At 43.4% G+C, this 13320-nt stretch carries 13 protein-coding genes; 11 read left to right on the top strand and 2 right to left on the bottom strand.

Translation table 11 applies throughout. The annotated features are described in order from the left end of the window. The first annotated feature begins 11 nt into the window (after positions 1–11). From DWV34_RS14900 to DWV34_RS14865, 9 genes are all read left to right on the top strand, one after another. Positions 12–689: a transaldolase family protein gene (locus DWV34_RS14900; protein ID WP_009289739.1), complete on the top strand. Its 678-nt coding sequence runs from the start codon at positions 12–14 to the stop codon at positions 687–689. Between the two features lie 208 nt (positions 690–897). Continuing rightward, positions 898–1875 (top strand): Gfo/Idh/MocA family protein, encoded by a 978-nt coding sequence (locus tag DWV34_RS14895; protein WP_022261357.1) that lies wholly within the window; start codon positions 898–900, stop codon positions 1873–1875. Positions 1876–1885: 10 nt separating this feature from the next. Continuing rightward, positions 1886–2350 (top strand): heme-degrading domain-containing protein, encoded by a 465-nt coding sequence (locus DWV34_RS14890; protein ID WP_006567101.1) that lies wholly within the window; start codon positions 1886–1888, stop codon positions 2348–2350. Positions 2351–2559: 209 nt separating this feature from the next. Continuing rightward, positions 2560–3231 carry a response regulator transcription factor gene (locus tag DWV34_RS14885; protein ID WP_006567100.1) on the top strand — a complete coding sequence of 224 codons (672 nt, stop codon included), beginning with the start codon at positions 2560–2562 and terminating at the stop codon, positions 3229–3231. After that, positions 3216–4142, top strand: a complete 927-nt coding sequence (locus DWV34_RS14880) for a sensor histidine kinase (protein ID WP_118476584.1) — start codon at positions 3216–3218, stop codon at positions 4140–4142. Before DWV34_RS14885 ends, DWV34_RS14880 begins: the two co-directional genes overlap by 16 nt. A gap of 98 nt (positions 4143–4240) precedes the next feature. Then, positions 4241–4936 carry an ABC transporter ATP-binding protein gene (locus tag DWV34_RS14875; RefSeq protein ID WP_009289734.1) on the top strand — a complete coding sequence of 232 codons (696 nt, stop codon included), beginning with the start codon at positions 4241–4243 and terminating at the stop codon, positions 4934–4936. Next, a complete protein-coding gene (locus tag DWV34_RS14870) occupies positions 4923–7409 on the top strand; it encodes an ABC transporter permease (RefSeq protein ID WP_009289733.1) in 2487 nt (828 codons plus the stop codon). The genes DWV34_RS14875 and DWV34_RS14870 overlap by 14 nt, the downstream gene beginning before the upstream one ends. Next, positions 7402–7545 carry a hypothetical protein gene (locus DWV34_RS17235; RefSeq protein ID WP_158565693.1) on the top strand — a complete coding sequence of 48 codons (144 nt, stop codon included), beginning with the start codon at positions 7402–7404 and terminating at the stop codon, positions 7543–7545. Before DWV34_RS14870 ends, DWV34_RS17235 begins: the two co-directional genes overlap by 8 nt. A 98-nt stretch (positions 7546–7643) precedes the next feature. After that, positions 7644–8360 carry an N-acetylmannosamine-6-phosphate 2-epimerase gene (locus DWV34_RS14865; RefSeq protein WP_039930423.1) on the top strand — a complete coding sequence of 239 codons (717 nt, stop codon included), beginning with the start codon at positions 7644–7646 and terminating at the stop codon, positions 8358–8360. Between the two features lie 79 nt (positions 8361–8439). Here the strand turns inward: DWV34_RS14865 and DWV34_RS14860 are convergent, their stop codons facing one another. Beyond that, positions 8440–9411, bottom strand: a complete 972-nt coding sequence (locus tag DWV34_RS14860) for a serine hydrolase domain-containing protein (RefSeq protein ID WP_118476583.1) — start codon at positions 9409–9411, stop codon at positions 8440–8442. Between the two features lie 113 nt (positions 9412–9524). Beyond that, complete coding sequence (locus DWV34_RS14855) at positions 9525–10157, bottom strand: HAD family hydrolase (protein ID WP_118476582.1); 633 nt, start codon at positions 10155–10157, stop codon at positions 9525–9527. Positions 10158–10327: 170 nt separating this feature from the next. Here DWV34_RS14855 and DWV34_RS14850 point away from each other — a divergent pair, with 170 nt between their 5' ends. Continuing rightward, the gene (locus tag DWV34_RS14850; protein ID WP_006567092.1) at positions 10328–11089 is read left to right on the top strand and encodes a DeoR/GlpR family DNA-binding transcription regulator; all 762 of its coding nucleotides are present in this window, start codon (positions 10328–10330) and stop codon (positions 11087–11089) included. 31 nt (positions 11090–11120) lie between these two features. Next, the gene (locus tag DWV34_RS14845) at positions 11121–13172 is read left to right on the top strand and encodes a BglG family transcription antiterminator (protein ID WP_006567091.1); all 2052 of its coding nucleotides are present in this window, start codon (positions 11121–11123) and stop codon (positions 13170–13172) included. Positions 13173–13320: the final 148 nt, after the last annotated feature.

Below are 13320 nucleotides of genomic sequence, written 5' to 3'. Positions count from 1 at the left end.
GAAGACTTACCATGAAATTAATGATTGATGATGCGAACATCGAACGGATTAAGGAAATTTACGAATATTATCCGGTGGATGGTGTGACCACGAATCCATCTATTTTGGCTAAAAGTAAAAGAAGTCCTTATGATGTACTCAAAGAAATCCGTGAGTTTATCGGGGATGAAGCGGAACTTCATGTGCAGGCTGTGTCAGGGGATGCGCATGGAATTGCTGAAGAGGCACATAAAATAGTCAAAGAGCTCGGAAAGAATACTTATGTAAAAATTCCGGCTGTTCCTGAAGGATTTAAGGCAATGCAGGAATTAAAGAAAGAGGGTATTAAACTGACGGCAACTGCGGTTTATACACCGATGCAGGCATTCCTTGCAGCAAAGAGCGGGGCATCCTACGCAGCCCCTTATATTAACCGGATTGATAATATGGGATATAACGGTATTCAGGCTGCAAAAAAAATCCATGATATTTTCAGGAATAATGGAATGAACACAGAAGTGCTGGCAGCCAGCTTTAAGAATTCTCAGCAGGTGCTGGAACTATGTGAATACGGAATCGGCGCTTCTACAGCCGCACCGGATGTGATTGAAGGATTCGTAAAAAACCAGGCAATCACATCAGCGATTGATGACTTTGTGAAAGATTTTGAGGGATTAACAGGCATAGGAAAGAACATGACCAGCTGCTGAGATCAGTGAATGTACGCAGAGAAGACAGGATTTACTATTTACAGTAACTCCTGTCTTTTTCCGTGAGATGCCTCTAAGTAAGCCTTCTGCTGATTGCTGTTCTGTGCAGAGTGAAAACAAAAGTTGGGAAGGTTGACAAAAAAGATCCAACACAATAAAATAATAGTAACCAATATAAAACAATAGCCACACGGAAGGATGAGATCATATGGTCAGATTTGCAGTAATCGGAACAAATTTTATAACAGACAATTTCATGAATGCGGGGAGCCAATGTGAAGGCTTTAAGGTTCAGGCAGTGTATTCAAGGAGTATGGAAAAGGCAAAAGAGTATGCAGAGAAATATGGGATCGAAGACTGCTATGATTCCCTTGATGCTCTGGCGGCTGCAAAAGACATCGATGCAGTTTACGTGGCATCTCCCAACGCGCTCCATGCAGGACAGAGTATAAAGATGCTGAAAGCCGGCAAGCATGTCCTGTGTGAAAAAACCATTGCATCTAATTCCGGCGAATTAGAGCAGATGTTCAAGGCCGCAGAAGAAAATCAAGTCATGGTCATTGAAGCGATGCGTTCCGTGTTCGACCCTGGTTTTGCGGCAATTCAGAAAAATCTTCCGAAGCTCGGAAAGATCCGCAGGGCAACGTTCCAGTACTGCCAGTATTCCAGCCGGTATGACAATTTTAAAAAAGGAATCATAGAAAACGCATTTAAACCGGAGCTGTCCAACGGATCTCTGATGGATATCGGCGTCTACTGTGTGCATCCGATGGTAAAACTGTTCGGACTGCCCAATGAAATCTCAGCTCACTGCCTGAAACTTTCCAACGGAGTGGATGCGTCCGGAACCATTGTGGCCATGTATGATGAAATGCAGGCGGAGCTTATGTACTCTAAGATTACAAATTCCGCACTTCCAAGCCAGATCCAGGGAGAAGAGGCTTCTATGATCATAACGGAAATTCCGGATACAACAAAGATCGAGATTGTCTATCGGAACGGTGATAGAGAAGAAATCAAAATAGACAAAAAGGCCAACAACATGTATTATGAGATAGAGGAATTCATTCGGCTGGCAGAGGCAAAAGAAAGTGCGCAGATACATAATCAGTACTCTGTATTGGAGCTGAAGGTCATGGATGAAGCGAGAAAACAGATGGGAATCGTATTCCCGGCAGATCAATAGGGAGGAAGTCATGGAAGATATCAAAACATTAATTGATCAGATGAACGAGGAGCAGAAAGAACTTGTTCTCAAATCATTCACAAACGAAGAAGCCTGTGCTTTGGGTATCCAAATGTACCAGAAAGCTTTGAAAGAAAACAAACCGATTGTCATTTCCATTACAAAGAACAGAAAGCAGATTTTTTATGCGGCAATGGAGGGCACGTCTAAGAACAACGAAGACTGGGTCCGCAGGAAAGAAAACACGGTTTATGATTTTGAAAAAAGTTCTTACGAAATGAAATTGTCAATGGATCTCAAACAGGATGACATGTGGAATCGGTATGGGCTGGAAAAAGGCGATTATGCGCAGGCAGGAGGAAGCATTCCGGTCTTTGTTTCCGGGACAGGAATGATCGGAACCGTGACCGTATCCGGAATGGCTCAAAGTGAAGACCACGCCTTTGTAACAGAGGCATTAAAAACGCTGAAATAAAAGTTGTTATTTCTATACTAAAATAAATTCGGTAAAATCAAATCAGGGACTGCTGTGCCATGACGGAGAAATCGGTTATGTACAGCAGTTCCTTTGTTATTTTTTAAGATCACAATATCGTGATAATCACCGGAGTGAAGGTCTTTTGGCTTAATTGTATGATAAAATAGAAGCTGAAGACAGATGAAAATGCGGAAAGAAGGTACAAAATGCAGAAAATACTGATCGTGGAAGACGACCGGGAGCTGAACCGGACGATCTGCTATGCGCTGAAAAAAGAGGGGTATGACATATATTCAGCGTATTCGGTTTGTGAGGCGAAAGCCATATATCGACAAGAAAAAATGGAACTGATTTTATTGGATGTTAATCTGCCGGACGGAGAAGGATTTTCTCTCTGCAGATGGATGAAAGGACAGAGGGAAGTCCCGGTTTTGTTTCTGACAGCGAGAGATCTGGAGGAGGATGCCCTGGAGGGCTATGGTTCCGGGGCGGAAGACTACATTACAAAGCCGTTTTCTATCAGAATATTAAAAGAAAAAATCCGCGTGGTTTTAAAGAGGGAAAAGACCGGCAGAGAAAATTTCTTTGACGATGGATTTTTAAAGATAGATTTTGAGAGGGCAAAGGTAGAGGCGGGCGGAAAAGAATGTATGGTTACTCCTACGGAATTTCGGCTGCTCCGTCAGTTTGTCCTGAACAGAGGACAGCTTCTGACCTACGCTGTGCTGCTTGAACGTATCTGGGACAGCGGGGGATGCTTCGTGGATAAACACGCTCTGGCAGTCAACGTAAACCGTCTGAGAAAAAAGATCGAGGACGGAGAGCATCATTATATTTCTAATATTTATGGGATGGGATATCAATGGCTGGAATCATGACAGCAGCGGCATGCTGCCTTTTTTTCATATCGGTTTTTATGGGCATAAAAATATGGAAGCTAAAACGGGATGTTTTCTTCTTCAGCGACCGTCTGATCCGGTGTCTGAACGATATGACCTGCGGCAGGGAGCCGGAAAATATAGAAGAAGAGGGAGATACTCTGTGGAATAAAGTTTACGAAAAGCTTCAGAAGCTGGAGCGTATCTGGAAGAGGGAAAGCGCAGAAAATCTGGAAGAGAAGAAAAAAATGAAAAGCCTGATCTCGGATATTTCCCATCAGACGAAAACCCCCATTGCGAATATCAAGCTTTATGAGGAGGTTTTGCTGGATGAAGGACTGGATTCGGCAGAAGCAGGGGAATTTCTCCAAAAAATAAGGATTCAGACTGAAAAGCTGGATTTTCTTCTGCAGAGCATGGTAAAAATGTCCCGTCTGGAGACAGGAATCATAGAAGTCCGCTGTATGAAATTACCTTTGTGCGGGACGCTTCAAAGAGCAGTTGAGGCAATCGTTTTGAAAGCTGAGAAAAAGCAGATACGCCTGTCTGTGGACTGCGATGAGGACATCGTGGTACATCATGATACAAAGTGGACGGAGGAGGCCGTCTTTAACCTGCTCGACAATGCGGTAAAGTATACCGGCAGAGAAGGAAATATTGAAATCTCGGTGTCAGTCCAGGAGATATTTACGAAGATCAGTATCAGGGATTCCGGGAAGGGGATTGCCCTGGAGCGTCAGGCAGAGATTTTTACAAGGTTTTACCGGGAACCGGAGGTGTATGACCAGGAGGGGATCGGTGTGGGGCTTTATCTGGCGAGGAAGATCATAACAATGCAGGGAGGCTATATCCAAGTCTGTTCTGAGGTTGGAAAAGGTTCCGATTTTCAGATTTACCTGCCCAATGGGTGATAGAAGGAAAGTTACAGTACTGTGAAATTTTATGCCTGTGAAAGGTTTGTGATTTTTATAAGTTATGATTGCAGTATCAAAGGAAAGGAGATCAATCTATGGAATCATATATAGTAGAGACACGGGCATTGAAAAAATATTATCAGCTGGGGACGAACGTTGTGAAAGCACTGGACGGGGTAGACTTCAGGGTGAAAGATCAGGAGTTTGTATCCATTATCGGTAAATCGGGAAGCGGGAAGAGTACGCTCCTTCATATGATCGGAGGGCTGGATGTGCCGACCGAAGGTGAGGTGTATATAGACGGAAAGAATCTTGCTAAAATGAACAGGGAACAGCTCGCGGTCTTCCGCAGGAGAAAAATCGGATTCATATTTCAGAATTACAATCTTGTCCCGGATTTAAATCTGTATGAAAATGTAACCCTGCCCATTGAACTGGATGGAGATTGTGTGGACAGAGAATTCATTGATGAGATCCTGGATCTTTTGAAACTGCAGGAGAAAAAAGAGGCGCTGCCTAATACCCTGTCCGGAGGACAGCAGCAGAGGGCGGCCATTGCCAGAGCCATTGCATCGAAACCTTCGATGATCCTGGCGGATGAACCTACGGGGAATCTGGATACTGCTTCCAGCCATGATGTGCTGGGGCTTTTAAAAGCGGTAGCGGGTCGGTTTAAACAAACCGTTGTTCTGATTACCCATGATCAGGATATTGCACAGCTTTCAGACCGCATCGTTCACATCGAGGACGGACGGATCGTGAGAGGAAGTGATGCGTATGCTGGAAAATAATAACCGGAAGATCATTACAAAGATGGCCGTGTCTTCGATGAAAAGAAACAAGCCTAAATTTGCCGTGATGATCGTCGCAGTTTTACTGTCTTCCTTCATGCTGTTCAGTGTGTTTACGGTCGGAAGCACCTATTTTAAAATGCAGCAGGTGCAGAATATTCATTTACACGGCGCAGATTTTGATGCAGTCCTGCACGGCGGTTATTCAGAGCAGCAGCTGAAACAGTGCAAAAATAATCAGGATGTCAGAGTGGCAGGAGCAGGAGCATATGCAGGCGCCGCAGTGAAAACAGACGCAGACGATACACTTCATACCGGACTGATCTGGTGTGATGAGACGAATTGGAGTGTCATGATGAAGCCTGCCAGAAAGCGGGTAAGAGGCTACTATCCGAAAAAGGAAAATGAACTGATGGTCACGAAAGCAGCCCTGAAAGACTGCGGGAAAGAAAATCTGGATGTTGGAGATACCTTTGATCTGACTTATACAGACCAGAACGGTACTCACACGAAAAACTTTCTTATTTCCGGAATATGGGAAGGATACGGTGAGCAGGAGCTGTTTTATGTATCAGAATCATTTTATAACAAGACCGGATATCAGCTGAATCAAATGGGTGTGCTGTATGTAAAATTTAAAAATAAAATACTGACAGAAGATCAGAGGACGAAGTTTCAGGAGAGTATACATCTGAATAAGCGGCAGAATTTTCAATTTACAGGAGAAACGGAGAAATCGGCAGGTATCTTTGCGGGAATGGCCGGTCTGGTCCTGGTCACCTGCCTGAGTGCCTATCTGCTGATCTATAATATTTTGTACCTGTCCGTTTCAGGAAATATCCGTTACTATGGGCTGATGCAGACCGTGGGAATGTCCTCAAGGCAGATTCGTCTATTGATGAAAACTCAGATAACGATGATAGGAACAGCCGGGGTGGGCGGAGGAATCCTGCTCGGTTTTTTAACATCCTTTCTGCTGATCCCGAAGATTGTGCGGACGCTCGGCATCAGGGAAAGCGCAATCCCTGTCACATTTCATCCGGCAGTCTTTTTCATTACAATTTTTATTACGGGGCTGACCGTTTATTTCGGAGGCAGAAAGCCAATGAAGAAGGCGGTTTCTGTTACACCTGTGGAGGCGCTCAATTACCGTCTTACATCGGCAGGAAAGAAAACGCATAAAACAAGAAATGGAAGTCTCCTGTGGAGAATGGCCGCAGATCAGTTTTGTAAGGACAAGAAAAAAACAGGAATTGCAGTCCTCTCCCTTGCTGCCAGTCTGTCGATGTTTTTATGTTTGATCACGATCATCCAAAGTCACGGAGCCAGAACGATCATGTCAAACTATATGGACACGGATTTAGTAGTCAGCAATGATACTCTGATGAAAGAGGAAGATGAAAAATGGAAACAGATACTTAAACCATCTTTGATAAAAGAATTGAAAAAGAGCAAAGATATCCGGGAAGTGCACCCGCTGCGCTGTTCAAAGATCATTGTCCCATGGGAACCGGAATTCTCAGATGTGTGGATGAGAGAGTTTTATGAGAAGTGGATGTATACGCCTTATAAAGACGATGTCAGCGATTATAAAAAGCATCCGGAGAAATATTATTCTGTCATGCAGGGAATTGATAAAGAGGAATTTGAGCACTTAAATGAGAGTCTCATACAACCGGTAGATCAGGAACTTTTTGAAAGCGGTAAGATTTGTATTATCTATGGGCCGGGCATGGATCTTTCCGGTCAGATCGATAAAAAAGCAAGGGTAAAATTTTATCTGTCAGAAAATAAAAACAAAAAGTTCCAGCTAAGAATTGCAGGCATGACCGACGACAGTTATTATGGCAGAACTTCAGGAAAGGCACCAGTTGTTATTGTCAGTGAATCATTTATGAAGAAGCACGTCATGAATCCGTATATTTCAAAACTGAATATCCGGTATACAAAAGAATATGATGATGAAACAGAAGGCAGAATCAGAAAAAAACTGAGTCAAAGCCCTTATGCTAAAGATGTGTCCTATGAATCCAGGATCGACAGCATGAAGGATATCAAAAAGGCCCAGGGAAATATGACCGGAGTCGGTGTGGGAATTGCCCTTATTCTTGCATTGATCGGACTGATGAATTATATCAATACGGTGTTTGGAAATATCCAGAACCGGAAGGTGTCTCTGGCTGTCATGGAAAGTGTGGGAATGACCGAAAAACAGGTGAAAAAGCTTCTGGTCAGGGAGGGGCTGCTGTTTGCGGGAACTTCTCTGGCACTGACGGCAACGGCTGGCCTTTTTATCACTTATCAGTACTATCAGACGATGAATTACATGAACATTCCATTTCAAATTCCGGCCGTTCCGGTTTTGGCAGCTGTCTTGTTATCTGCGGCTGTATGCATTGGAATTCCTCTGGCCGCATACCGGATTATTCGGGGAAAGGCACCGGTGGCAGAAAGGATATGTGGGTTTGAATGATGAAAAAGGAAAAACCGGAAGAAAAAATGAAGGCCATGAAAGAATTCTGCCGTATCATTCTGCTGATATCATTGTTGATTACCTTGATTTTGATCTTTCATATACTGATGATGTAGATGGCGGCGTAATTTTATGATGTACAGGACAGATCAGGTGTCAAATGGTGTATTTTATGTTATGATAAAAGACAGAAAAGACGTACAGGGCAACATAGACATAAAAGGAGATGGAATCATGAACACAACAGATGCAGAAAAGAGAAAAATACTGGATTCTATGAAAGGTTTAATCGTATCCTGCCAGGTAGTGCCTGAAGATCCGATCTACACAGATGATATGGTAGTCAAGATGGCAGAGGCCGCACAGTGGGCAGGGGCAGTCGGAATCCGGGCCAATTCTCCGGAGCAGATCAGAGCCATTAAAAAAGCAGTGGATCTGCCGGTGATCGGTTTATATAAGATCAGGAGAGGTGATGAAGAGGTTTTTATCACTCCGACTCTGGAGGCCGCAAAGCAGGTCTGGGAAGCGGGAGCAGAGATCATTGCCATGGACTGTACGGACCGAATGACAAAAGAAGGCCGCCGTGCATGGGAACTTGTAGCGGATGTGAAAAGGGAAATCCCTGAGGCCATGATCTTTGCCGATGTCTCCAACTATGACGAGGCCAAAAGAGCGGCCGACTTGGGTGTCGATATTGTGGCGCCTACTCTGTTTGGATATACGGAGGCAACAAAGCATTTTGAAACCCAGGATATGAGGGCATTTGCAAAGATGTGCCGGGATCTTGGCAGCGATGTGTATATGATGATGGAAGGGCATATCAATACTCCGGAAGAAGCAGTGAAATGCCTGTATCTGGGGGCACATGCAGTGGTTGTCGGAAGTGCTATCACAAGGCCGCATCTGACGGCCAAGAGATTTGCGGATCTGATCTCAGGGTATCGGGAATAATTTATAACGGGAAGCCTGCTCATGGAAATTCAACAAAAATTCCATGGGCAGGCTGTTTTTGAATGTTTAGAAATAAATTTTACTGAAATTTCGGTTCTATATAGTTCTGAATAAAGTCTATTCGATCCTTCGCTCTGGGTTTAAACAGGGAAGCGATGGCTACGGTCAGGTTTTTCTTCATGTTGACGTAGATTACATTTCCACCGTCTCCCATTGCTGCAAAGCCTTCTTCGTGGAGCCACCATAAATACCCGTAAGCAAGGTTCTCCTTAATCCAGCGGCTGTGCTCTTTCGTGCTCTCGCTGATCCATTCTGCTGAAACAATAGGTTTTCCGTTCCACAGTCCGCCATTTAGATATAACTGACCCAGTTTTGCCATATCCGCAGCCGAGAGGGTAAGGCCCCAGCCTCCTGTGTTTGTACCGGACGGGTCAGAGACCCAGCCGCTGATATCCGTGGCTTTGTTAAATGCCAGCTGTTCTTCCTTGGAATGAAATACGATGCTGCGCTCCGCGGTAATTTTAAGCGGTATGAATAAATTTTCCCGGGCAAATTCAAATACAGACTGGCCGGCAGCTTGTTTTAAAATACCTGTCAAAAGATCCGGTCCGATCAGAGGAGCATATCTGAATTGGCCTGGTTTTCCCCTGCCTCCCAGTAAATCAAGCGTAAACGTTACCATGTCATCGCTGGTGAAGTATTTGACGTAGGGGGCAATTTTGTATTTGTACGGGGCTGTCATCGTCAGCAAATGTTTCAGTGTGATATTCTGTATGGTTTTTTCTCTCTGTTTTGGGACGTAGTCAGGGAAAAAATCTAAAACCTTCTGGTCAATGTCTGTGATGAAGCCTTTGTCTATGGCGATTCCGATCAAAATAGAGACAATGCTCTTTGTAACAGAATATATATGAACGCGGCTTTCGGCGGTACAGCCGTTAAAGTACTGCTCATACTGCATTTCACCGTCCTTTAATACGACGATGCCTGCTGTATTGCCATAGTCTTTGTTGATGAGCGCTTCAAGTTCTTTCATGTCTTGCTGAGTTGTCATAATTTCTCCTTTCATCCATTGGTTTATGTGATAAAGGATATCCTTAATGTAAGCATAAGTTCATTAAAAATTGTTTACAACCCCTAATTTTAAAAAAATGAGAAAAGAACTTTTTATTGTTCCAGTAATCTGTGTAATTCTCTGAAATCGTCAATGGAGTATTCTGGGTTATCCACATGGCCAAAGCCATAAGATGCCCATACAAAAGAGATCCCGGCTTTTTTCGCACTTTCGGCATCTCCCTTTGTATCCCCGATATATATGGGAGACTTCAGCCGGCTGCGCTCCATGACAAGTTTTATGTTTTTTTCTTTTGATAATCCGGTACGACCCTGTTCTTCATAGTCCATGATCCAGGGAGAGAGTTTGTTTCTTCTCATAAACGCACGGACATAACCGCTGGGGCAGTTGCTTACGATAAACAGGGGATACTGCTGTGCAAGTTTTTTAATTGTATCTTTTACTCCCGGATAAGTCCGGTCGGTGTTCAGGGATTCGACAAGTTTTATCTGGTGATTTCCACAGTCCTCCATGAGTTTGTACCGTTCTTTTGGAGGAAGGTGAGACATAAACAGATCAGCCACTTCCTTTGGAGGAATCCCGAATACAGAGGTGAGATTTTTAGATGTAAAGTTTATTTCAGGATGACCCTGATTGTGGGCTTCCCTGGTAAGCGCCAGAGCAATCTCATCTCTTACGTCCCACAGTGTTCCATCAATATCAAAAATAATTCCGTCAATTTTCATCTATTTGATTCCTTTCTATTTATTTTTCAAAGATATGATGTTATTCTATAATGTTTTCGGAAATTATCAAGGTTTGATTGAAAAAATGAAGTTCGAAACTAAAAGTGCTCGTTTTATGATTGAAAACGATCAAATTTTCGCATATAATTGATAACAAAGGGAGGAATCTTATGAGTTTTGAAGACCGTGAAAGGAAAATTATCCAGTTAGTAAAAGAGAAAAATTACATTTCGGTCAAAGAACTGACAAAACTTTTGTATGTCAGTGAGCCGACAATTCGCAGGGACTTGACGCTGTTAGAAAAGAAGGGTCTGCTGAAGAGAAACCGGGGCGGCGCTTCTTATGTAAGCAGGCAGCAGACCCAATACCCACAGGCATTCCGGCACGATGAAAATATACAGGAGAAAAAATATATCGCGAGGCTTGCGTCACAGTTTGTCCAAAATGGTGACTCTGTTTTTATGGATGCCAGCAGTTCCTGTTTTTATCTGGCTCAATATATCAACCGGGATAAAAAGTTAAATGTCATGACGCATGGCTTTGCCGCGGCCAAGGAACTGGCAAAATCATCAAACATAAATGTAGAAGTCGTATGCGGAAAATACGATATTTTCAATGATGCAGTCTACGGTGCAGATGCCTGCAATTATGTGAGGTCCCGCTATGCAGACATCTGTTTTATGTCGATGGGCGGTCTGGATGTTTCACAGGGACTGACAAACTTATATTTAGAAGATGCGGAGATCACCAGGGTATATCATCAGCAGGCTAAAAAAACCATTTTGCTGGCAGACCACACAAAAATAAACTGTAAATATTATATAAAAGTATTTGATCTGGCGGAGATCGACGTATTGATCACCGACCGGCCGCTGCCGGAAGAATTTGATGCTTTTTGTTTTGATCATGATATAGATGTGATCTTTGAATAGGATGTGTTAAAATGTTTTTGAGGTGAGAACGATGCAGATGTCGAATCGGATTAAAGAAATAATAGAAGTGATTCTGAACAGTAAAGGTTATGTGACGATCGGTGAAATCGCGAAGCAGATCAATGTGTCTGACCGCACGGTATACCGTGAGATTCCGGAAGTCACAGAGATTATGAGGGAATACGGAGTACAGCTTAATACAGTCAGCAAGAAAGGCATGGCCGCAGTGGGAAGCTTAGAGGACATGAAATCTCTGCGCATTTCTCTGGGGATGGAAAAACAGATTTATATTGTAGATCCCAGAGAACGAATTGATTTTATTTTATTATATCTTCTTCAGCAGGATGATTACATAAAAACAGAAGCACTGGCCATTGACCATCATACATCCGTGCCCACAGTGCGAAATGACCTGAAAAAGGTAAAGGAGCAGTTAGGTGTGTACGATCTTCACCTGATCCAGAAAAAGGGGGAGGGAATCCTGCTCACAGGCAGTGAGATCGAGAAGAATGCGCTGATGATCAATATTCTTCTGAATCATGCAGATGAAGCCACTCTCTATCAATGGCTGAGGAGAGAAGGGGATGTGTCGAATCCGTTTACAAAGAGGATGGAAGAGTACGGATATCTCGATGTGATGTCGGCATGTTACCTTAGAATGAAAAATATCATACGGGATCAGTGTGAACTGCCGGCTATGATCAAAGACCGGGAGTACTTGGAATATATACTGCTGATCGCCATGATGATCGGCTGTCATCAAAAGGGACAGCCCTATGAGAAAGTGTTTGAGACTGAGAATTTTAAAGGAGAAGAACAGAGGGTTACCCGGCAGGTGAAAAGAGAGCTGGAAGAGGAATTTCATATTCTGCTGAGCCAGGAGGAAGAACAGTATATAAAATGGGTGCTTCATATGGGAATGATCCAGGATACATCAAGCGTCTATACGGTCAAAAACCGTATTCTGGATTCTAAAATCCATACATTCATTGAATATGTGGAAGACCGTATGGGGCTTCAGCTGATCCGGGACAAAGAATTAAAAGAAAGCCTGTATGTTCATATAGAGAGGGCTTTGACAAGAATCCGAAGCGGTATGTGTATTTCTAATCCGCTGATCGAGGATGTGAAAAAAGACTATGAAGAACTGTTCGGGATTATCCGGGAAGGTGCAGACAGGATTTTTCAGGATGATTTCTTCCCCGATGATGAGATCGGCTATCTGGTACTTTATTTTGCAGTGTCTCTGGATAAAGTCATGAAGCGTTCATTCCGGATTCTCGTCGTCTGTTCCGGCGGCATGGGCTCTTCCAAAATGCTCGCCCACCGGGTAGAACAGGAAATTCCGGAAATATGCGTGAGCAAAGAGGTATCGCTGGTCGGGTTCGGTCAGGAAAATCTGGACGAGTATGATCTGATCTTATCCACAATTCCTCTCTATATTGATAAACGGAATTATCTGAAAGTATCGCCGCTTTTAAGCAGTAATGAATTGGAACAGATCCATGAAGCGATCAAACGCCACAAATATAAAACGATGCGCAAGATAACGGTCCGGGAACAGGAACGCCGCCAGCTGGAATCCAGGGATAATATAGAATCGCTTGAAACACTGCGCCTGCTCATGGATACAGGCTTGAGAGTTATCAGACAATTCAGGATCGTTGAGACAAGGGAAAAAGATTTAAAAAACAACCTTCTGCGGATATTATCGGAAGAAAGCCTGTGTTCCCTGCCGGAAACAGAAGAAAAAATGAAGAAACAGCAGTCCTACTATATTCCGGTAACGGACATGGTCTATTACGAAGCAGTCCTTGCCCGAATGCCGGAACCGAAGCTTTTTGCTGCTCACTATCATGACGATCAATATTTGTCCAACGGAGAAAAGTACACGGATGTCATTTATGCCGTTTATCCGGATCAGGCGTCGGAATATGAAAAAAATATTTTAAATCGTATGCTGGAAAGTGTGATCGAGGACAGGGATATCCAGGAAATGATCCACAGAGCAGATGAGAAAGGAGTCAGACAGTGGTTCGGATATCAGTTTAAACAGTATCTGGCGGAACTGCTGGCTGTATAATACAAAAAACGGACATTCCGAACAGAATGCCCGTTTTTTTTGTGTCTGTGCCACAGTGATAATTTTGTCAAAATAAAATTGAAAAAAACAGAACTGGAACAGATGGATTTTCCAAAACAAGCTTTCTATAATAAGATCATAGGCAAAC

The organism is Anaerostipes sp. AF04-45, from assembly GCF_003461725.1.
Classification (GTDB): Bacteria; Bacillota; Clostridia; order Lachnospirales; family Lachnospiraceae; genus Anaerostipes; species Anaerostipes caccae.
Note: the sequence above shows the minus strand (reverse complement) of the source record. Positions and strands in the feature narration are given on the sequence as shown.